At 59.5% G+C, this 21,619-nt stretch carries 18 protein-coding genes; 16 read left to right on the top strand and 2 right to left on the bottom strand.

From position 1 onward, the window contains the following. The first annotated feature begins 593 nt into the window (after positions 1-593). The 16 genes from ACPV0M_RS05260 to ACPV0M_RS05185 all read left to right on the top strand — a co-directional run bounded on the left by ACPV0M_RS05260 (position 594) and on the right by ACPV0M_RS05185 (position 19,139). Positions 594-1,208, top strand: coding sequence for a hypothetical protein (locus ACPV0M_RS05260; protein WP_425621905.1), 615 nt, complete (start codon positions 594-596; stop codon positions 1,206-1,208). Continuing rightward, positions 1,205-3,109, top strand: coding sequence for a 1-deoxy-D-xylulose-5-phosphate synthase (dxs, locus tag ACPV0M_RS05255; protein ID WP_425621904.1), 1,905 nt, complete (start codon positions 1,205-1,207; stop codon positions 3,107-3,109). Before ACPV0M_RS05260 ends, dxs begins: the two co-directional genes overlap by 4 nt. 3 nt (positions 3,110-3,112) lie before the next feature. Continuing rightward, positions 3,113-3,931: a TlyA family RNA methyltransferase gene (locus ACPV0M_RS05250; RefSeq protein WP_425621903.1), complete on the top strand. Its 819-nt coding sequence runs from the start codon at positions 3,113-3,115 to the stop codon at positions 3,929-3,931. Continuing rightward, positions 3,932-4,786 carry an NAD(+)/NADH kinase gene (locus ACPV0M_RS05245; protein WP_425621902.1) on the top strand — a complete coding sequence of 285 codons (855 nt, stop codon included), beginning with the start codon at positions 3,932-3,934 and terminating at the stop codon, positions 4,784-4,786. It begins immediately after the preceding gene. A gap of 36 nt (positions 4,787-4,822) precedes the next feature. Further along, positions 4,823-5,281, top strand: a complete 459-nt coding sequence (argR, locus tag ACPV0M_RS05240) for an arginine repressor (protein WP_425621901.1) — start codon at positions 4,823-4,825, stop codon at positions 5,279-5,281. Positions 5,282-5,464: 183 nt separating this feature from the next. After that, a complete protein-coding gene (recN, locus tag ACPV0M_RS05235; RefSeq protein ID WP_425621900.1) occupies positions 5,465-7,141 on the top strand; it encodes a DNA repair protein RecN in 1,677 nt (558 codons plus the stop codon). 212 nt (positions 7,142-7,353) lie between these two features. Next, positions 7,354-7,635 carry an Asp-tRNA(Asn)/Glu-tRNA(Gln) amidotransferase subunit GatC gene (gatC, locus tag ACPV0M_RS05230; RefSeq protein ID WP_425621899.1) on the top strand — a complete coding sequence of 94 codons (282 nt, stop codon included), beginning with the start codon at positions 7,354-7,356 and terminating at the stop codon, positions 7,633-7,635. Positions 7,636-7,677: 42 nt separating this feature from the next. Continuing rightward, on the top strand, positions 7,678-9,150 hold the full coding sequence (gene gatA, locus ACPV0M_RS05225) for an Asp-tRNA(Asn)/Glu-tRNA(Gln) amidotransferase subunit GatA (RefSeq protein ID WP_425621898.1): 1,473 nt from the start codon (positions 7,678-7,680) through the stop codon (positions 9,148-9,150). Beyond that, positions 9,151-10,596: an Asp-tRNA(Asn)/Glu-tRNA(Gln) amidotransferase subunit GatB gene (gene gatB / locus ACPV0M_RS05220; protein ID WP_425621897.1), complete on the top strand. Its 1,446-nt coding sequence runs from the start codon at positions 9,151-9,153 to the stop codon at positions 10,594-10,596. Between the two features lie 136 nt (positions 10,597-10,732). Next, entirely contained in the window at positions 10,733-11,884 is a 1,152-nt protein-coding gene (nifV, locus tag ACPV0M_RS05215; RefSeq protein WP_425621896.1) for a homocitrate synthase, read from the top strand. Next, positions 11,869-13,131: a 3-isopropylmalate dehydratase large subunit gene (locus ACPV0M_RS05210; RefSeq protein ID WP_425621895.1), complete on the top strand. Its 1,263-nt coding sequence runs from the start codon at positions 11,869-11,871 to the stop codon at positions 13,129-13,131. Before nifV ends, ACPV0M_RS05210 begins: the two co-directional genes overlap by 16 nt. Positions 13,132-13,152: 21 nt before the next feature. Beyond that, positions 13,153-13,653 carry a 3-isopropylmalate dehydratase small subunit gene (locus ACPV0M_RS05205; RefSeq protein ID WP_425621894.1) on the top strand — a complete coding sequence of 167 codons (501 nt, stop codon included), beginning with the start codon at positions 13,153-13,155 and terminating at the stop codon, positions 13,651-13,653. A gap of 18 nt (positions 13,654-13,671) precedes the next feature. After that, on the top strand, positions 13,672-14,685 hold the full coding sequence (locus ACPV0M_RS05200; protein ID WP_425621893.1) for an isocitrate/isopropylmalate dehydrogenase family protein: 1,014 nt from the start codon (positions 13,672-13,674) through the stop codon (positions 14,683-14,685). A gap of 112 nt (positions 14,686-14,797) precedes the next feature. After that, positions 14,798-15,124 (top strand): carbohydrate-binding protein, encoded by a 327-nt coding sequence (locus ACPV0M_RS05195; protein ID WP_425622133.1) that lies wholly within the window; start codon positions 14,798-14,800, stop codon positions 15,122-15,124. Positions 15,125-15,328: 204 nt separating this feature from the next. Then, entirely contained in the window at positions 15,329-16,594 is a 1,266-nt protein-coding gene (locus tag ACPV0M_RS05190; RefSeq protein ID WP_425621892.1) for a glycosyltransferase family 4 protein, read from the top strand. An 82-nt stretch (positions 16,595-16,676) separates the two neighbouring features. Beyond that, positions 16,677-19,139, top strand: a complete 2,463-nt coding sequence (locus ACPV0M_RS05185; RefSeq protein ID WP_425621891.1) for a sugar phosphate nucleotidyltransferase — start codon at positions 16,677-16,679, stop codon at positions 19,137-19,139. A 63-nt stretch (positions 19,140-19,202) separates the two neighbouring features. Here the strand turns inward: ACPV0M_RS05185 and ACPV0M_RS05180 are convergent, their stop codons facing one another. Together ACPV0M_RS05180 and ACPV0M_RS05175 are read right to left on the bottom strand one after the other, a co-directional pair. Beyond that, a complete protein-coding gene (locus ACPV0M_RS05180; protein ID WP_425621890.1) occupies positions 19,203-20,786 on the bottom strand; it encodes a glycoside hydrolase family 57 protein in 1,584 nt (527 codons plus the stop codon). Then, complete coding sequence (locus ACPV0M_RS05175; protein ID WP_425621889.1) at positions 20,786-21,493, bottom strand: DUF4912 domain-containing protein; 708 nt, start codon at positions 21,491-21,493, stop codon at positions 20,786-20,788. Before ACPV0M_RS05175 ends, ACPV0M_RS05180 begins: the two co-directional genes overlap by 1 nt. Positions 21,494-21,619: the final 126 nt, after the last annotated feature.

The following is a 21,619-nucleotide window of genomic DNA, read 5'->3' as shown; positions in this document are numbered from 1 at the left end:
TTCTTCAAGGGCGGGCCTAAAAATCCGCTGAGGGCACATCGATGAAGTTCCTGGTGCTGGCATCCGACGCCCAGTCGGGGGTTGGTACTGGGAGTTAAGGTTGCGGGGCGACCTGCAATGGCATGCGGGCGTTGACCCTGCTTCCGCGGAGACCCAAGTTCGTGGGGATTTTGAACTATGGCTTGGGGTAAAAACCTGTACGTGGTGAAGAAGCTGCGTGCAGCGTAGCCTGCCTTGAGTGGTAATGGTGGATACCGTTAAGGGTTTCCCGATCGGGTGGCGCCGCTCGTTCGGGGGGCCGGTCGAAACCATTGCTGCAAAAGAGGCTAGGGGAGAGAGTCAACTGTTAAGGAAAACTTCTAGGCTGTCTGGATGTCCAGGGCAGGCCGGAGATTGCAGTGTAGACTGAGTGGCAATCCAGTCCCGGTACCGGTAACGGTCTGGAAACGCCCTTAAAGGGAAACCGCCGGAGCGGCGACGCACGGTGGGCGTTTGGGAAAACCTACTGGACCTAAGCTACAATATTTCTTCGGTTTGCTGTCACTTACCTGTTTTTGTTATTTTAACCCCATTACGGGGTGAGGTGCGCCTGTTTGACCAATGGCTATTCTCGTTCGTTTCTTCGATATGTGATCATCGTCGCGGTAGGGACGTTTACCTCGACGGTATTCTTCAGTTTCCTTACCGAGGTTGCCACGCGAAGACTGGCCAACATCATCGTGGCCGCACTCCTTCTCATCCTGATCATTTCCGTAGGCGTCTTCTTCGACATCCTGGGTACTGCCGTAACCGCAGCCCGCGAAGCGCCGTTCCACGCCAAGGCCGCCAAAAAGGTTTTTGGGGCGCAGCAGGGCGTATTTTTGATCCGCAACGCCGACAAGGTCGCCAACTTCTCAAATGACATCGTGGGTGATATTGCCGGCACGCTGTCCGGCGCCCTGGGCATTTCTCTGATTGTGCAACTTGCGACGATGCAGCAGGGATTTAATATAGTTTTGGCTAATGTGTTAATTACGGCCGGCATCGCCTCGCTAACCGTTTCGGGCAAGCTTTTGGGCAAAAGGCTGGCCATCAACAGGGCTAACGAAGTGGTGTTTCTGGTCGCCCGGGTCCTGGCCAGTATGGAGAGGATCCGGCGCCCGTTAAACCCGTCAAACCCGTCGGGGCATAATAAAGTAAAAAACCGGTCAAAGGTGTGGCGTCGTTGAAACGCATCCTCGATCGCATTAATGAACCGAAAGACCTGCGCTCGCTTTCCGTCGATGAACTGCAGCGCCTCGCGGCCGAAGCGCGTGAACTGATCGTCAATACCGTATCCCAGACCGGGGGGCACCTGGCGCCCAATCTGGGTGTGGTTGAACTCACCATCGCTCTCCATCGTGTCTTTGAGGCCCCGCGCGATAAGATCATCTGGGACGTGGGGCACCAGTGTTACGTTCACAAGATCCTCACCGGCCGGCGCGAGGCTTTTCCGACGCTCCGGAAGTATGGGGGCTTGAGCGGCTTTCCCAGCCGTTTCGAAAGTGAGTACGACGTCTTTGGGACCGGTCACAGTTCCACCTCGATCTCCGCTGCTTTGGGCATGGCCCTGGGGCGCGACTACCGCGCCGATGACGACAGCTCGGTCGTGGCCGTGATCGGCGACGGCGCGCTAACGGCCGGAATGGCCTTTGAGGCCCTCAACCACGCCGGGCATATGCAGAGACGGCTGGTTGTCGTTCTGAACGACAACGAGATGTCGATCGCCAAGAACGTCGGGGCCCTGTCGGGGTATCTGACCCGCCTGCGGACAGACCCTATGTATACGCGCGGCAAGGAAGAACTGGAGGAACTCCTGCAGCGCATCCCCGCCATCGGACCGCGGCTGCTGAAGTGGACGCTGCGGGTTAAGGACAGCCTCAAGTATCTTGTCGTTCCGGGCATGATCTTCGAGGAACTGGGCTTCACCTATCTTGGCCCCGTCGACGGCCACAACATCCCGCAACTCCTGAATATCTTGAAAAAGGCCAAGGCAGCCGAAGGGCCGGTTATCGTCCACGTCCTCACCACGAAGGGCAAGGGCTACAAGCCTGCCGAGACCAATCCCGACAAGTTCCACGGCGTCGGGGCGTTCGACGTGGAGACGGGGAAGGTTAAGAAGAGCGGCAGGGTTACCTATACCGAAGTCTTCGGCCGCACCCTCCTGACTCTGGCCCAGGAAGACGAAAGAATAGTGGCCATCACTGCGGCAATGACCAGCGGCACCGGCCTGGCCGAGTTTGCCAAAACCTTCCCGGACCGTTTTTTCGACGTCGGGATCGCCGAGCAGCACGCCGTTACGCTGGCGGCGGGCATGGCTGCCGAGGGCTTGCGCCCGGTGGTGGCGATCTATTCCACGTTTATGCAGCGCGCTTTCGATCAGGTCGTTCACGACGTCTGCCTGCAGCGCCTGCCCGTGGTCATGGCTCTCGACCGGGGCGGTATCGTGGGCGATGACGGTCCGACCCACCAGGGCATCTTCGATCTTTCCTATCTAAGGCTTATCCCCAACCTTACCGTGATGGCTCCGCGGGACGAAAACGAGCTGCAGCACATGTTGAAAGCGGCTGTCGACTACAGAGTGCCCGTAGCCGTGCGCTATCCCCGCGGGACCGGAACCGGGTGCCCGCTTGACCAGGACTTCAGAGAAATCCCGCTTGGACGAGCCGAGGTGCTGCGGGAAGGCCGGGACGCTACCATCCTCGCTGTCGGCAACACCGTCGAGCCCAGCCTCAAGGCGGCCGAAATGCTTGCGGCTGCGGGCATTAAGGCGGCGGTCATCAATGCCCGCTTCGTCAAGCCCCTGGACGAGGAGTGCATCCTCACCTACGCCAGGCGCAGCAAGCAGCTCTTCGTTGTTGAAGAAAATGTCGTCAGCGGCGGTTTTGGCGCGGCCGTCCTGGAGCTCCTGGCCGCGAAAAGGCAGTACGACGTACATCCGCATTTGATTGCCCTGCCCGATGCCTTTCTCGAGCATGGGTCCCCGTCGATCCTGCGCGAGAAATACGGTTTGAACGCCAAAGAGATCGCGGAGAAAGTGCGCGTGGAACTGCAGCGGTCCAGGCTCCGACTGGCGCCGACGAAGATATAGGTGATGGTCAGGAAACGGCTTGACATCCTTTTGGTTGAACGAGGATTCTTTCCCTCGCGCATGATGGCCCGGTCGGCGGTAATGGCCGGGCACGTGTTTGTTTCCGGGCAGCGGGTGGACAAGGTGGGAACCTTGATCGATCCGGAAGCCGGGATCGAGGTGCGGGGCGGGCAACTGCCTTACGTCAGCAGGGGCGGGCTGAAGCTGGAAAAAGCCCTGCGCGCCTTCGACATCGATTTGACCGATCGCACCGTCCTTGACGTGGGGGCTTCGACCGGGGGTTTTACCGACTGCGCTCTGCAATTCGGAGCCCGGCGCGTCTATGCCGTGGACGTGGGTTACGGGCAGCTGGCCTGGAAACTGCGCCAGGATCCCCGTGTCGTGGTTTACGAACGGACCAACATCAGGCACCTGGAACAGGAAAAGCTCGATCCCGGGGCGAAACCGGATTTCGCAACGGTGGACGTCTCTTTTATTTCGCTGTCTAAAATCCTGCCCCAAATCGACAGGCTCACCGCCGACGACGCCGACGCTGTTCTGCTGATTAAGCCGCAGTTTGAAGCAGGTCCCGACAGGGTCGGCAAAAAAGGGGTCGTCCGTGACCCGGTCGTGCATGCCGAGGTGATAAGATCCGTTATCGACGCCGTTCACGCCTTGGGGTGGACGGTTAAGGGGCTGACCTGGTCCCCGGTGCGCGGGCCCGAGGGCAACATCGAGTACCTGCTCTATGCTGGGAAGAAGGGCGGTCGCCGGTGGGACGGCGAAGTCGCCGATGTCGTGGAAGAGGCTCACCGGGAACTGAAAGACAAAGGTGGTACGTAATTGAGGAAGGTAGGTCTGATCGCGAACCGGCATCTGGACGTCGAGTGCGTGGAGCGGATCGTCGACGAGATCCGGGAACGGCTTGGCGCCTGGAGAGCCGGCCTGTGGATTTACGACAGCGGCATACCTTTGGTTAAACACCGCGAGTTACTGGTCAGCGAGCTGCCGCTGGCGGAAATGGTCATCGCCCTCGGCGGTGACGGAACGATGCTGGGCACGGCAAGGCGGGTGGCCCCGCTCGACATCCCCGTCCTCGGTGTCAGGATGGGCCGGCTCGGGTTCCTGAGCGAAATCGATCCCGCCGGCGTCGCCGGGGCCGTCGACCGCTTTTTCAGCGGCGACTACCACCTCGAGCAGCGGTCGATGCTGGAGGCCGAAATCAGGAACGCTCAAGGATCACGGCGAATCGGTATCGCTTTAAACGATTTCGTCATCACGAAGGGCACCCTGCTCCGGCCGATCAGTACCGAGGTCCGGGTAAACGGCGACTTGGTAACCAGTTATCTAGGGGACGGGTTGATCGTCGCCACGCCGACCGGTTCCACGGCTTACTCGCTGGCCGCCGGAGGGCCCCTGCTCACGCCCGACGTCCAGGGGATCCTGATCACGCCCCTGTGCGCGCACAGTGTTGTGGAACGGTCGTTTGTCGTCGGTCCTTCCAGTATCCTTGAAGCACGTTTGCTCTCCGCCCAAAAGGGAGCCATGCTTGTCGCCGACGGGCAGGAGAGCCGCGACCTGGCCTCGGGGGACATGGTGGTGCTGCGTCAGGCCGCCAAGCCCGCCCTGCTAGTAAGGTTTCACCGGTGGAGTTTCTTTGAGGTGCTCCGTGAGCGATTAGAAAGGCGAAGTCCTTGATGCAGCGCAGTTCGGAGTAAAGGGTGAAGTCAGCGCATGAAGGCCAGACGACATAAACAAATCCTGGAAATCATCCGCGAGACGCCCGTGGCTACCCAGGTTGAGCTTGCCCAGGCCCTCAGGGCCAGGGGCTTTGATGTAACCCAGGCGACGGTTTCGCGGGACATCCGCGAACTGGGCCTGGTGAAATCGAACACGGGGTCGGGTGTCCGCTACCTTGCGCCCGGTGAGCGCCCCCAGGTGATTTCCGAGGACCGCTTGCGCCGGATGTTCCGCGACCAGGTCCTCGACGTCGACTACGCGGAAAACCTTGTTGTTGTTAAAACCGTGCCGGGGGCCGCGCAGGGGGTGGCCTCCGCGCTCGATCACGTACAGTGGCCGGGGATCATGGGTTCGGTGGCCGGCGACGATACCATATTCATTGCCGTGAAACCCCGCAAGCAGGTAAAAAAGATAAGCGAGCGCCTGGCCGGTTTCCTGGAAGGCCGGCAATAAGGGAGGTCAGATGCCGGAAGTCAGAGTTCGGACTCGCCCGGCACGCAAATCCGATACTAACCGTTAGGTGCCGGGCCGCAAGGCAGATTTCAGAGTATTTAAAACCTGGCGATCACGGAGTGATCGCTTCCCGGTCAGACTTCCAACTTCTGGCTTCAGGTCTCTTGTTTGGAGGGGTAGCTTATGCTGTGCCGCCTGATGGCCAAGAATTTCGCCCTGATCAGCGACCAGGATCTCGAGTTGGTCCGGGGCTTAAACGTTCTGACAGGCGAGACGGGAGCGGGGAAATCCCTCGTCATCGAGGCGCTGCAGGTGGGTCTGGGTCAGCGCCCTTCGTCCGACGTTGTGCGGGCCGGGTCCGACAGGGCCTGCGTCGAGCTTGTCTTTGACCTGGAAGGGCTCGACCTGTCCGGCACCCCGGTGGCGCCCCAGGAAGGCTTTCTGGTGTTAAGCAGGGATATCTACCGCAACGGCCGGAGCCTTTACAGGATTAACGGGACCACCGTTGCGGCCGCTGTTTTCCGCGAGGTGGGACTTAAACTCGTCGATTTTCACGGCCAGGGCGAGCAGCAGTCCTTGCTGCGGGAAAAACACCACGGGCGCCTCCTCGACTGCTTTGGGGGGCCGGAACTCCTTAACTTGAGCCGGCGTCTTGCCGGGGTCTATGCCCGGCACAACGAGGCCGGCCGGAAACTGGACGACATGATAACGGGGGCCAAGGAACGGGCCCGCAGGCAGGACACCCTGCAGTTTCAGCTGGACGAGATCGACGCCGCCGGGCTGCAGATCGGCGAGGAAGAGGAACTCGAAAGCGAACGCATCTACTTGCAGAATGCTTCCCGGATCGCCGAGCTGGCCGACCAGGCCTACGCCCTGTTGTACGGGGGCGACGGGCACCAGCGGCCGGCCGCCGATTTACTGAGCGATTGCTCCCGCCTGTTGCAGGAACTGGCCCGCTACGTGCCGGCCGCCGCCGGTCTCGCCGACGGACTGGCGAATATGGTCTATGAGGTGCAGGAACAGGCGCGGGAGCTTGCCAGGCTAAAGGATGCGGGCGACCGCGACCCGCGCCGCCTGAACGCTATCGAAGAGCGATTGGCCCTGATCGGACGTCTTAAAAGAAAATACGGGGACAGCATCGCCTCTATACTGCAGTATCGTGCCGCCATCGCCGCCGAAATCGAGACGCTGTCAAGCGCGGAAGACACGATTGAAGAATTGCGCCGCCAACAGGCTGATCTTGCCGGCCAGTGGCGGGAAATCGCCGAAAGGCTTTCGCAACTGCGCCGGGACGCCGCCGCCAGACTGAGCCGGCACGTTACGGCGGAACTCCGCGAACTGGAGATGCTGGAAGCGGTTTTCGCCGTCAATCTGGAACCTGTTGATGGGATGACGCCCCACGGCAGGGAGGAGGCCGTCTTCTATTTCGCCCCCAACCCGGGCGAGCCGGCGGGGCCGCTCTCGCGTATCGCTTCGGGGGGCGAGCTTTCGCGGGTCATGCTTGCCCTTAGAAACGCGCTGGCCGAAGGGGACAAAGTCCCCACGCTGGTCTTTGACGAGGTCGACGCGGGAGTGGGGGGACGGGCCCTGGACGCCGTGGCTGAGAAACTGGCCGATATCAGCCGCCACCATCAGGTAATCTGCGTTACCCACGCGCCCCAAATCGCTTCCTTTGCCAAACGTCATTTCCAGATCAGCAAAGAGGTCGTGCAGGGGCGGACGCGCACCCTTGTTTCGGTGCTCGACGAGAACAGCCGGCTCGAAGAGCTGTCCAGGATGCTGGCCGGGAAAGGGGTGTCGAGCGCCGTGCGCCAGCACGCCGCCGAACTCCTGAGCCGGGCTGATGCCCGGCGGCATTAGACTTCGGCGTTCGGCATTCGGACCGGGGGAAAATCTCACTATCCACTCATTTTCTTAAGACTCCTGCGCAGGGAGTTTTTTGTATGTTGAGAAGTTCTCGTGCAAGGGGTGGATAATAATGTATGCCGGGACAAGAAATGTTGTCTAGGCGTTGGTATTTTTGGTATAATACCTTGTATTGAGTTCAACCGGCGTAAAGGAGTGGCATTGACATGCTGACGCGAAAGGACGTTCAACACGTGGCCCTGCTGGCGCGTCTGGAACTGACCCCCGAGGAAGAGGAAATGTATACTTCCCAACTGGGGAGGATCCTGGACTACGCCCGGATTCTGCAGGACCTTGACACCGGTGAAGTCCCGCCCACGGCGCACGTCTTGCCGCTGCAAAACATCTTTCGCGAGGACGAGGTCGGGGAGCACCTCGACGTCGAGGACGTGCTGGCCAACGCTCCCGACAGGAAAGGGAATTTCTTCAGGGTGCCCAAGATTGTTTAGACCCGTTAGCCAGGTTGCCGGAGTTGCTAAGGAGTGATTGGCTTGGAGCTGTACGAGTTTACCGCCCATCAACTGCACAACCTGCTGCTGCAGCGCAAGATTTCCGCCGAAGAGCTTTGCACATCCATTTATCAGCGGATAGCCGAAACCGAGGAAGTTGTCAAGGCTTATCTGACCCTGACGCGTGACCAGGCCCTGGCGCAGGCCCGGAGGGTGGACCAGCGGCTGCGGGCCGGAGAAACGATAGGTCCCCTGGCCGGGATTCCCATGGCCTTGAAGGATAACCTTTGTACCAAAGGGGTGCGTACAACTTGCGCCTCCAAGATCCTGTTTAATTTCATCCCCCCTTATGACGCCACGGTCGTAAGCAAACTGGACCGGGAAGGCGCCGTAATGCTGGGGAAAACCAACCTGGACGAGTTCGCCATGGGGTCGTCCACTGAAAACTCCGGTTTTTATCCGACGCACAACCCCTGGAACCCCGACTGCGTCCCGGGAGGTTCGAGCGGCGGGTCGGCGGCGGCCGTGGCGAGCGGCGAAGCCATCTTCGCCCTGGGTTCCGATACGGGCGGTTCCATCCGGCAGCCCGCGGCTTTCTGCGGCGTGGTGGGAATGAAGCCGACCTACGGGACGGTCTCGCGGTACGGGCTGATTGCCTTTGCTTCTTCGCTCGATCAGATAGGGCCTTTCGCCAAGGACGTTACGGATTGCGCCCTCGTGCTTAACGCCATTTGCGGCCGCGATTCGATGGATTCGACTTCGGTCATCCATGAACTGCCGGACTACACGTCTTTTCTGGTGGACGACATCAAGGGCTTCAAAATCGGGCTCCCCAAGGAGTATTTCGCCGAGGGCCTCGACAGCAGGGTAAGGGCGGTCATCGAACGGGCCATCAAGGTGCTGGAAGATAGAGGCGCCCATATCGAAGAGACAACACTCCCGCACACCCGTTACGCCCTGCCGACTTACTACATCATCGCCCCGGCCGAGGCCAGCTCGAACCTCGCCCGCTACGACGGGGTCCGTTACGGTTTCCGCGCGGAAGACGCCAAGGACATTATCGACATGTACAGTCGCACCAGGAGCCTCGGTTTCGGCAACGAAGTGAAGCGGCGCATCATGCTGGGAACGTACGCCCTTTCCGCCGGTTATTACGACGCATACTACAACAAGGCCCTCAAGGTCCGCACGCTGATCAAAAGGGATTTCGAGCGCGCCTTCGAGAAGTTCGACGCCATCCTTTCCCCGACGGCGCCCAGCCCGGCCTTCCGCTTCGGGGAAAAGACCGACGACCCGTTGACGATGTATCTTTCCGACATCTATACGCTGGCCGTCAACCTGGCCGGGCTGCCCGGCATCTCCCAGTGTTGCGGGTTCGTGGACGGGCTGCCCGTGGGCCTGCAGTTGATCGGCAGGCCGCTGGGCGAGGGAACGCTGTTGCGCATCGCCTATACCTTCGAGCAAAGCACCGAGCATCACCGTGTCAGGCCTCGCATCGGCAAGGGGGTGGCTTAAGTGGGCAAATGGGAAGCGGTCATCGGCCTGGAAGTTCACGTTGAATTGAAGACCAACAGCAAAATTTTCTGCTTCTCGACCACCGAGTTCGGCGGCGACCCGAACACGCACGTCTGCCCGGTCTGTCTGGGCCTGCCCGGGGTGCTCCCGGTTACCAACAAGAAAGTGGTGGAGTACGGCATCAAGGTTGGATTGGCTTTGAACTGCGAGATCGCGCGCTTTTCAAAGTTCGACCGCAAGAACTACTACTACCCGGATCTGCCCAAGAACTATCAGATTTCACAGTACGACCTCCCGCTGGCCTACAACGGCTACCTGGAGATAGAAAGCGAGGCCGGTCGCAAGCGGGTCGGCATCGTCAGGGTACATATGGAAGAGGACGCCGGCAAGCTGATCCACGAGGGCACGATCGCTTCGACCCCTTACTCCTACGTCGACTACAACCGTACCGGCGTGCCCCTGCTGGAAATCGTCTCCTCGCCTGACATGGATTCACCCGAGGAGGCCAAAGCTTACCTGGAGAAATTAAAGGCCATCATTCAATATACCGGGGTTTCCGACTGCAAGATGGAAGAGGGCTCGCTGCGCTGCGACGCCAACGTTTCCGTCCGCCCCAAGGGCTCCACCGAACTCGGCACCAAGACCGAGATCAAAAACATGAACTCCTTCAGGGCCCTCCAGAAGGCTCTGGCCTACGAGATCCAACGCCAGATCCAGGTCCTGGAGGACGGCGGGAGGATCGTCCAGGAGACCCGGACCTGGGATGAGGAGCGGGGGGTCACCGTTTCCATGCGCAGCAAGGAGGAGGCCCACGACTACCGCTATTTCCCCGAACCCGACCTGCCTCCCCTGGTGATCAGCCCCTCGTGGGTCGAGGCCGTCAGGCGCGAGCTTCCCGAACTTCCGGAGGCCCGTCAGCGGCGTTACGTGAACGATTTCGGCCTCTCCTCTTACGACGCTTCCGTGCTGACAAGCACCAAAGAGATGGCCGACTACTTCGAAGAGTGCCTGTCTTTTTACCCGCAGCCCAAGGTCGTGGCTAACTGGGTGATGGGGGAGTTGGCCAGGCTGCTCAACGCCACGAATATCGATATATCCGCGAGACCGGTTACGCCCCGGCAACTGGCCTCCCTGCTGGAATTGATCGACCGGGGGGTTATCAGCGGCAAAATCGCCAAAACGGTCTTCGAGGAGATGTTCAGTACCGGTAAGGAGCCGCAGCAGATCATCGAAGAAAAGGGCCTTGTGCAGATCAGCGACGAGGCTGAACTGAGGGCCGTCGTGCGGCGCGTCATCGCCGCCAACCCGAAATCGGCGGCCGATTTTAAGGCCGGTAAAGAAAAGGCCCTCGGCTTCCTTGTCGGACAGGTGATGAAGGAAACCAGGGGCAAGGCCAATCCCGGCTTGGTAAACGAGTACCTGCGGGAAGAACTGACAAAACTCTAAGTTTTCGCTGTTATTCGTTCAAGGGTTGAGTTGTAAGTCGGGCGGATCGCCAACCAGTCAGTTAGCCGGTTCTCAGTGAAACTGCTTAAGATGCGCACGAGGTGCGCACCAATTTGTAATTTTAGGAGGGATTCGGATGTCGGAACGCAAGATCTTCATCGTCGATACCACGCTGCGCGACGGTGAGCAGACGGCGGGTGTGGTTTTTGCCAATCACGAGAAACTGCGTATCGCGAAGATTCTTGATGAGCTGGGCGTGCACCAAATCGAAGCCGGTATCCCGGTTATGGGCGGCGACGAGGAGGAGGCCATCCGCAAAATATGCAAGGCTGGCCTGAAGGCCAGTATCATGGGGTGGAACCGGCCGGTGATCAAGGATATCGAACACTCGATCTCCTGTGGCGTCGACGCCGTGGCGATATCCATTTCCACCTCGGACATCCACATCAAGCACAAACTGAAAGCCTCCAGGGAATGGGTCCTGGAGCAGATCACGACCGCCGTGGCGTTTGCCAAAAAGGAAGGCATGTACGTCTCGATGAACGCCGAGGACGCCTCGCGCAGCGACATGGAGTTCCTGATCGAGTTCGCCCGCCTCGGCAAGCAGGCCGGCGCCGACCGCTTGCGCTACTGCGACACGGTGGGTATCCTTGATCCCTTCACCGCTTACGAGAATGTGAAGACCATCATCGACAACGTGGGCATCGAAGTCGAGATGCATACTCACGACGATTTCGGCATGGCCACGGCCAACGCCCTGGCCGGCTTTAAGGCCGGAGCCAACTATATCGGCGTCACCGTGATGGGTCTCGGCGAGAGGGCGGGGAACTCCCCCCTCGAAGAGGTGGTCATGGCTTTGAAACACATCTACAAGGTCGACCTCGGTTTCAAGACGGAACTGCTTCTTGAGGCCGCCGAGTACGTTTCCCGGGCTTCCGGCCGCGAACTGCCGAAGTGGAAGGCCATCGTCGGCTCCAACATGTTCGCCCACGAGTCGGGCATTCACGCCGACGGCGCGTTGAAATTCCCGGGCACTTACGAGGCGTTCAGTCCCGAGGAAATCGGCCTGGAACGCCAGATCGTCATCGGCAAGCATTCCGGCGGGGCCGCGGTCCGGGCCAAATTCGCCGAGTTCGGCATCCACCTGACCAGGCACCAGGCCCAGGAGCTCCTTCCGATCATCCGCGCCACGGCCGTCGAACTGAAGCGCTCCCTCTTTGAGAAGGAGCTCATGTACATCTACGAAGACTACTTTGGGAAGAGGCACGAAGCATGGGACAGACGATGATCGAAAAAATCCTCTCGGCCAAGAGCGGCCGCGAGGTGTACGCGGGGGATATCGTTGTCGCCGACGTCGACTTCGTAATGGGACAGGACGGGACGTCGCCGCTGGCCATCCGGGCTTTTCGGAACATGCAGGGACAGCGCCTCTTTGACTCTTCCAAGGTTGCTCTGGTCATCGACCACAGCGCCCCCAGCCCCAGCGAAAGCGTTTCGAATCTGCACGCCCTCATGCGCGACTTCGCGCGGGAAACGGGCTGCCGCCTGTATGACATCGGGGACGGGGTTTGCCACCAGCTCATGCTGGAGAGCGGAAAGGTGGGGCCGGGCAGCCTGGTCATCGGCGCCGACTCGCATACCTGCACGTACGGCGCCCTCAATGCCTTCGCCACCGGCGTGGGCTCGACGGACCTGGCCGCCGCGCTGATTTCCGGCAAGATGTGGTTCAAGGTCCCGCCCACCGTCAGGTTCGTCTGCCACGGGCGTCTCCCCGCCGGAGTCTACAGCAAGGACCTGATCCTGTTTTTGATCGGGCAGGTTACGGCCGACGGGGCCACTTACATGTCCGCGGAATACGTCGGGGAAGCCATTGACGCCCTTTCCATCGAGGCGCGGTTCACCGTTTCCAACATGGCCATCGAGATGGGCGCGAAGGCCGGCCTGATGGAAGCCGACGAAAAGACCTTCGACTGGGTGCGCCGTTACAGTGACCGGCACTTTGCGGCCGTGAAGAGCGACCCGGACGCCCGGTACGAAAAAGTCCTGGAGTTTGACGTTTCCAACCTGGAGCCGCAGGTGGCGAAGCCCCACCGCGTCGACAACACCGCTCCGCTGAGCGAGGTCGCCGGCCGGCCGATCCAGGAGGCCGTCATCGGAACCTGCACCAACGGGCGCCTGGAGGACCTGCGGATTGCCGCCGGTATCCTAAAAGGGCGCAAGGTGTCGCGCGACGTCCGTTTCATCGTGGCTCCGGCTTCACGCAGGATTTACCTCGAGGCCATCGCCGACGGCACCCTCGCCGCTCTCGTGGAGGCCGGGGCGGCCGTGGTCACGCCGGGCTGCGGGCCCTGCGTGGGGACGCACAACGGCGTTCCCTCCGACGGCGAAACTGTTATTTCTACTGCGAACCGTAACTTTAAAGGGCGGATGGGGAACCGGAACGCCGAGATTTTTCTGGCGTCGCCGGCGACGGTCGCCGCTTCGGCACTGACCGGCGTGATAACCGACCCGCGGGAATTCATCGAGGGCAACTAACAGCGCAGGCAGGTGAAAAACGTGCAGTTAACCGGCAAGGCCCATAAGTTCGGCGATGACGTGAACACCGATTACATCATCTCGGGCAAATACAAGTTTAAGACGCTGGATATGCTGGAACTGGCGACCCACGTGATGGAGGACCTGGACCCCGACTTCTACAGCAAGATCACGCCGGGCGACTTCATCGTCGCGGGCAGGAATTTCGGCTGCGGCTCGTCCCGCGAGCAGGCTCCGCTGGCTATAAAGTACGCCAACATTTCAGCCGTGATCGCCAAGTCTTTCGCCAGGATTTTCTACCGCAACGCCATTAACACCGGACTGCCCGTTATCGAATGCGATACCGACCTGATCGATCCGGGCGATGAGCTGGTGGTGGATATGGCTGCGGGGTACATTAAAAACGTGACCAAGGATACCGTCATCCAGATCCGGCCGCTGCCGCGCGTAATGCTGAAAATCCTTGAAGATGGCGGGCTGGCGGCGCACTTCGCCAAGTACGGCACCTTTAATTTCGACTAGGAGACTGGAGGTTAGTCCGTGGCGCACAAGGTAACACTGATCCCGGGGGACGGCATCGGGCCGGAAATCACGCTGGCGGCCCGGAGGGTTCTCGACGCCTCGGGCGCGGTGATCGACTGGGAGGTCGTGGACGCCGGGGAGGCCATGATCGCCGAGTACGGGACGCCGCTGCCGGATCACGTCCTGGACTCCATCAGGAAGAACGGCGTCGCCTTGAAAGGACCCCTCACGACCCCCGTGGGCAAGGGCTTCAGGAGCGTTAACGTCACCCTGAGACAGGAACTGGACCTCTACGCCTGCGTCCGCCCGGCGAAGTCCCTGCCCGGCATCGTTAGCCGTTATGAAAACATCGACCTGATCGTGGTCCGCGAAAATACCGAAGACCTTTACGCGGGCATCGAGCACCGGGTGGGCAAGGACGCCGCCGAGAGCATCAAAATCATTACCCGGCATGCCTCCGAGCGTATCGTCCGGTTTGCCTTTGAACTGGCCCGGCGCGACGGGCGCAAAAAGGTCACCGCCGTGCACAAGGCCAACATCATGAAGCTTACAGACGGTCTTTTCCTTGAATGCGCGCGCAAGGTTGCTGAGGAATATCCCGATATCGCCTTTGAAGACATGATCGTCGACGCCATGAGCATGAAACTGGTGCAGGCGCCGGAGAATTACGACGTGATGGTGATGCCCAACCTGTACGGAGACATCCTTTCCGACCTGTGCGCCGGCCTGGTCGGGGGCCTGGGCGTCGCTCCGGGAGCGAACATCGGCGACGGTATAGCGGTTTTTGAACCGGTGCACGGCAGCGCGCCGAAGTATACCGGGATGAACAAAGTCAATCCCCTGGCCACCATTCTCTCCGGGGTTCTGATGCTCCGCCATCTGGGCGAAGCCGAAGCTGCTGAACGGGTCATGCGCGGCGTGACAGCGGTCCTCAAAGAAGGTCAACGTGTCACGTACGACCTCGGCGGGACCGCTGGTACCAGCGAGATGGCCGACGCCATTATTGAGAAAATAGGGACAGATGTTTCCTGACATAATGCTTCTTGGCCCACCTCATACTATTCTTCGAGGAACAAATACTCCAAGGAGGTGGGAAGCGTTGGAACCTACGAACTTCGGTACGGATGCAGGGAAACTGGAACGGATGGCCGAGGCTGAATACCCTGGCGGGGTGGTTGTGGACCCGACCCCGATTACCGCCGGCCAGGAGACGACGGTTTTTTACAACGGTTTGCTGGCGCGCGCCGGTGCTGATCAGGTCTACTTGCGTATAGGTTACGGTTCTCCCGATGACTGGCGGGACGTCAAGGACCTGAAGATGTCCAAGACGGGCTACGGTTGGGTAAAGACGTTTGAGGCGCCCGTTGATCAGGATCGCATCAATTTCTGTTTTAGAGACAGTGCTAATAACTGGGACAACAATAACGGGCTGAACTGGACCTGGACGATACACAACGGCAGAATGATCTAAGAAACGCGTTATCCCCGCAGCGGCGGGGATTTTTATTGTCCATTATAAAAATTGCCAGGACTACACATAATACCTCTCTAGGAGGCTGTTAAACGCTTCACCTCCTTCAACAAGATACCGCGTCGGCCGCTGTTCTTTTGCCGTTCAATCCCGCAGCCATTCGGGTTTTTGATATTTCCAGCTGCACTAGAGAGGGGTTCGACAATGCGTGTGCTCATGCTTTCCTGGGAATATCCTCCTAAAAGCGTGGGGGGATTGGCCCAGCACGTTTACGATCTTACCTCGGCCATGGCCAGGCAGGGGGTGGAAGTGCACCTGATTACGTGCGCCGCCGCCGGCGCCCCGCGTTACGAAACCGTTAACGGCGTAAACGTCTACAGGGTTCACCCCTACCAGGTTTCAACCCCCGACTTTCCAACGTGGGTTTTACAGTTCAACATCGCCATGCTGGAGGAGGTTATCCCCCTCACAAGGAGGTATGGCGCGTTTGACATCATCCACGCCCACGACTGGCTTGTGGCCTATGCGGCGAGGGCCCTGAAGCACGCCTTGACAGCGCCTTTGATCGCCACCATCCACGCCACCGAGTTCGGGCGGAACAACGGTCTGCACAACCAGCTGCAAAACTACATCAGCAACGTTGAATGGTGGCTTACCTATGAGGCCTGGCGGGTCATCGTCTGCTCCCGTTACATGGAGGGGGAGATAAAGTATGTCTTCCAGACCCCTGCGGACAAGATCGCGGTGATCAACAACGGCGTGGACCCCGCCAATTTCGCCCACCGTTCGCAGCGGGTCAACCGGGATTTCTATGCCGCGCCGAATGAGAAAATCGTTTTCTACGTCGGGCGGCTGGTGCCGGAAAAGGGTGTCCAGGTGCTGATCCGGGCCATGCCGAACATCCTCGCTCACTGCCCGGCGACCAAGTTCGTCATTGCGGGCAAGGGACCCTACGAGCAGGAGCTGAGATCCCTTGCCGCCCACCTCGGCCTGCAAAACCGCGTTTACTTCACCGGCTACATCAACGACGAGGTGCGCAACGCTCTCTACCACTGGGCCGAGGCGGCCGTTTTTCCGAGCCTCTACGAGCCGTTCGGCATCGTCGCCCTCGAGGCCATGGCCGCGCGTACGCCCGTGGTGGTCTCCGACACCGGGGGTTTGAGCGAGATCGTGGAACATGGCGTCACGGGGCTGAAAGCCTATACAGGAGACGCCAACTCATTGGCCCACAACATCATTCACCTGCTAACAAACCCGTCCCTCGCCAAAATGATTCAGGAGAGGGCTTTCCGCATGGTTCAGACGCAATACGACTGGAACACCATTGCCAGGCAGACGGTCGATGTCTACCGCCAAGTCGACCGGGAAAGGCGGAACCGGGACTGGAAAGCGGCGCAGGAACGCCAGGGTCGCATTCTGGAACGGGTACAACACTTGATAAAGAGGTCGGAGGTCGGAGGTCAGCGATAAGACTCGAAGCAATTCGCTGAGGTGAATTGCCAGTGAATTGAAAAGAGGTCGGAGGTCGAAGATAGGAGGTAAAGGTAGATAAATGAAGGCGATCATTATGGCCGGCGGGGAAGGCTCGCGCCTGCGCCCGCTGACCTGCGGCAAGCCCAAGCCGATGGTGCCGCTGCTCAACAGGCCCGTCATGGTTTATTGCATCGAGCTTCTGAAACAATGCGGTATCACGGATATCGGGGTTACCTTGATGTACCTTCCGGACGCCATTCGCGATCATTTCGACGACGGGTCCGAGTACGGCGTCAACCTGCATTACTTCGTCGAAGAAACCCCGCTCGGAACAGCCGGCAGCGTGAAAAACGCCGGGTCTTTTCTTGACGAAACTTTTGTGGTCATCAGCGGTGACGCCCTCACGGACCTCAACCTGGCACAGGCCATCCAATTCCACAAGGAGCGCGGCGCAATCGCCACTCTGGTTCTCACCAGGGTTCCCACCCCCCTGGAATACGGGGTGGTGATTGCCGATGCGGAAGGGCATATCGTGAGGTTCCTCGAAAAGCCGAGTTGGGGCGAGGTATTCAGCGATACCGTGAACACGGGCATTTACGTTCTGGAGCCCGAGGCCCTGGGGTATTTCGCCCCGGGCCAGCCTTTCGATTTTTCGAAGGATTTGTTCCCATTGCTTCTCGGCGAGAAGAAACCCCTTTTCGGCGTCGTGCTCGACGGCTACTGGTGCGACATCGGCAACCTCGAGGCCTATATGCAGGCCCACCGGGACGCCCTGTCCGGCAGGGTAACCATAAAGATTCCGGGGGAGGAAATCGCCCCGCAGGTCTGGGCGGGCCACGGCGTCGACCTTGACCCGGAATGCGTTTTGAAGGGCCCGTCCTTCATCGGCGACAACTGCGTCGTCGGCCCCGGCGCGGTTATTGATTCCTATACCGTTCTCGGCAGCGGCTGCATCGTCCAGGGAGGCGCGTCCGTTAAACGAAGCATTTGCTGGGACAACGTCTATATCGGGCCGCGCGCCCACGTGCGGGGCGCCGTCCTGTGCAGTCGCGTGCAGGTACAGACCACGGCCGGCGTCTATGAAGGGGCGGTGGTCGGCGACGATTCGATCATTAAAGAGGGCGGGACACTGATGCCCGAGGTCAAGCTCTGGCCGCGGAAACTGGTCGACGTCGGGGCCACCGTCAACGAAAGCATCGTCTGGGGGACGCGCAAGGCCAAGGCCGTTTTCGGGACTGAAGGCGTAAGCGGGCTGACGAACATCGAGATGACGCCCGAGTTTTGCGCTCGCCTGGCGGCCGCTTTCGGGAGCGCCTTCCGCCGCGATGCCAAGGTCGGTGTCTCGTGGGACGGGTATCCGGCTACCGCCATGCTCAAGCGCGCTGCCGTCGCGGGCTTGCAGAGCGCGGGCGTGGCCGTGCTGGACCTGGGTCAGCTGACCACCCCGGCGCACCGTTTCGGCGTGCGCAACCTAGATTGCTCCGGCGGGGTGCACATCAAGCTTTCCACCCAGGATTCCTCAAGGGTTATCCTGACTTTAACCGACGGGCGGGGCGGAAACATTTCACGGGCGCTCGAACGGAAGATCGAGAACCTGATGGCCAGGGAGGATTTCCGGCGCGCGGACGCAACGCGTCTCCAGCAGGTGGCCCATGTGCCGGGCATGCTCGACGCTTACCTCCAGGCCGTCCTCGACGACGTTGACGCGGGAGCCGTGGCCGACCTGGGAGGCCACCTGCTGATGCTTTACGACGGCTTGCTGCTTTCATCCCTGGTCGGATCCTGGTCCCGCGAACTCGATCTCCACGTCAGCCGCGTTGGTGACGAGACAAGCGGGCGGCAGCCCAGGCCCTGGAGAGCGATGCGCGAAGCGGTTGAGAACCTGACCCGGAAGGTTGTCGAGGATCAGGCCACCGCGGGCGCTGTCCTGGACGCCAACGGCGAGCACCTCATCCTGATCGACGATAAGGGCCGCGTTATCGAGGACGACATGCTGACGGCTCTGATCGCCCTCTATGTTCTAAAGAGCAACCGGGGCTCGGTGGTGGTACCCGTCACTGCCCCCCACGCCATAGAAAAAATGGCCGAGCGCTATAAGGGTTCGGTCGTGCGCACGAAGACGTCGCCCCAGGATTTTGTGGAAAAGATCCTGGCTCAGGACGTGTCGCAGTTTTTCCTGCATTTTGACGGTCTCTCGGCGCTGACGCGCATTCTCGGGTTTATGGGTCAGACGGGTTCGTCCCTGTCCGAGCTCGTGGATGAGATCCCCGTTTTCTACCTGGACAAAAAGGACGTCCCCGTGTCCTGGGACGCCAAGGGGCGGGTGATCAGGCGGCTGATAGAAACGGAAGACAGCAGCAGAATGGAACTACTCGACGGAGTAAAGGTCTTTCACCGGGACGGGTGGTCCCTCGTGCTTCCCGACCCTGAGCAGCCGCTCTGCAAGGTCTTCAGCGAGGGAGTATCAATGGAAGTGGCCGAATCGTTAACTGAAATGTACATTGGCAAAATCAATCAAATCATTAAAAATGCAAATAAATAGCTTTTTAATTTTATCAGCAAAACTAGGAACGGCAGCTGGTATGCAGAATTTAAGATGTATACCTTACCTGGGACTATAAACGCGGTAATCGATGTCCGGGAAAACGTTGTTGCGGTTTTCCAGTTCCGAGACCCAAAAGGGTTCTATCCTGTTTTCGTTGATCTGGTGCCACAGTCCTTTGAAGTTGACGAGGTGCTGCTTAGTGCGCCTGATGGCGTAATCGACCATCGTCCCCGTGCTCATAATAAAGGCCCAGTCGCTGGCCTGAGCGAGCAGCAGTTCGCGGGCTGCCTGGTTCAAGGCCCGCCGCAGGTCTCCTTCAGCGTCGGGGAAACGCTCTGCCAGCTCGATCATCTTCTCCGCCGCCCAGTGTAAATGACGGTAAATCCAATCGTTTTTATCGGACAGCCATACCTCGTTGTAGCCGCCTTTACCCCAGCTCGAGTCACAGGGCGTGGCCACCTGGTTGCACCGGTGCCGCTGAAGATAATGCCCGGGCGTAATTAACTCCAGTTCGTCCTGCTCGAAAGCGATCTTCCGGGCTAACACCTCGAGCCAGCGCGGACCTTCGAACCACCAGTGCCCGAAGAGCTCGGCATCGTAGGGAGCCACCACTATCGGGGGGCGATCCATGAATTTGGTCAGGTAGCGTATCTGGTGCTGGCGGTTGAACATAAAGTTCCCGGCATGGTTCACTGCCTTGCCGTCGGCCCACTCGGGCACGTAAGGCTCTTTGTGCCGGCCTTTCCCTGTGATGCGGTAATATTTGTACCCGGTATGGACACGGAGCCCGTTGGGGTGAACGTAGTCCTTGATGTAATCGTAGTCCAGGTCGAAGCCGATGTCGCGGTAGTATTCCCGGTAGTCAAAGTCGCCGGGATAGCCCTCCTGGGCGCTCCATACCTGTTTCGACGACTCGGCGTCGCGGCCGAAGGCTGCCACGCCGGACGGACAGTATATAGGCGCATAGACTCCGAAACGCGGCCTGTGTGAAGCGAAAAGGACGCCGTGCGTGTCGGTGAAGAAGTACTTGATGCCTTCTTCGGCCAGGATGCGGTCGAGGTTGTGCACGTAACCGCATTCGGGCAGCCACATGCCCGGCGGCTTTTTGCCGAAGTGCCTGCGGTAGACGTCCACCCCGACGGAAATCTGGGCGTGCACGGCCTCCGGGTGCAGCATCATCAGCGGCAGGTAACCATGCGTGGCTGCGGAGGTGATGACCTCGACAGCGCCCGTTGCATGGAAACCCCGGAAGGCGCTTACAAGGTTCCGGTGGTAGCGGTGGCAAAAAGTATGGTGGGCGTTACGGTAGCGTTCCAAATACATGCCGGCCGGCACGGCAAATGGAGTGCCCCGCGTGCGGCGAACCTCTTTTTCGCCCAGTTCAATCAGTTTTTCCAGATGCCTGACGTAACGTTCCTGAAGGAAGGGGTCGGTAAGCATGGAGAGGAGAGTAGGCGACAGCGAGAGCGTCACCTGAAAGGGAACGCGGTCCTGCAATAGTTTCTCAAAGGTCCAAATCAGCGGAATATAGCATTCGGAAACGGCTTCATAAAACCAGCGTTCCTCTAGAGAAAATGCATATTCGGGATGGCGCACGTAAGGCAGATGCGCGTGCAAAACCAGAGCAAGGTAACCTTTGGCCATTAAACTTCTCCTCTGTCCTGAATTAAAGTTGCTGAACTGACTCCGGGGATCTCAGCCGCTTTCCTGCCCAGTTCTTCAACGATCAAGACAGAACTGACCCCGGTCTCCGCTTTTACAATAGAGCGGTATATCCCCTCGATCCACATCCATTCCTCATCAATGCGGTCGGAAAGAGCGGCCCGCGGGGTGGTGACAATGTTCGAGCGCAGGATTGTGAAAAATTCTCCGTTGGGCGCAAGCCGGCCGAGGTCGACGCAGAAACTGCAGTTCGGCTGGTTGACCTCGATATGCCAGCTGGTGGCATCGGGAGTGATGGGTACATCGACGAAACTCAAGGCATTGTGCCCGTTAAAGTCCACGCCGGTCACGTTGTAAAGGCGGAGCACCGGACGGGCGTTTCTCCATTTCGGAGAGCTTCTAATTGCTTCCAGCCGGGTGGCTGAAACCTCCCAGTAAGCAAACAGCCATCCTGGGTCACGTACCAACAGTGCCAGGCGGTCCTGTCCGTACCGGCGAGGAAGTTCGCAGACAAATTCACTTGGCTGTTGTAACGGCTCCGGGCTAATCTCTTGGGCAAACTCCTCGTCGAAGGAGATTTGCGGCCGGGTGGCAACGCGGCGGCGTGCCCTGTCGGTGCGTATCCACAAAAAAAGAGCCACACTCAGGACCAAGAGAATAGCTACCGCAGCCCATACGGTAGCGGTCATCTACTTCCCCCCTTAAATGGCCAACCATATTCTTGTCTTTTTGTGCAAGAATAATAAAAATACGAGGTCGTCAGGCTTTCTCTAGTATTCCCGCGATAAAGACGTTTATTTGCATTAAAAAGTTAT

The organism is Desulfosceptrum tomskiensis, from assembly GCF_049818055.1.
Taxonomy (GTDB): domain Bacteria; phylum Bacillota; class Desulfotomaculia; order Desulfotomaculales; family JASEER01; genus JBFLVT01.
Note: the sequence above shows the minus strand (reverse complement) of the source record. Positions and strands in the feature narration are given on the sequence as shown.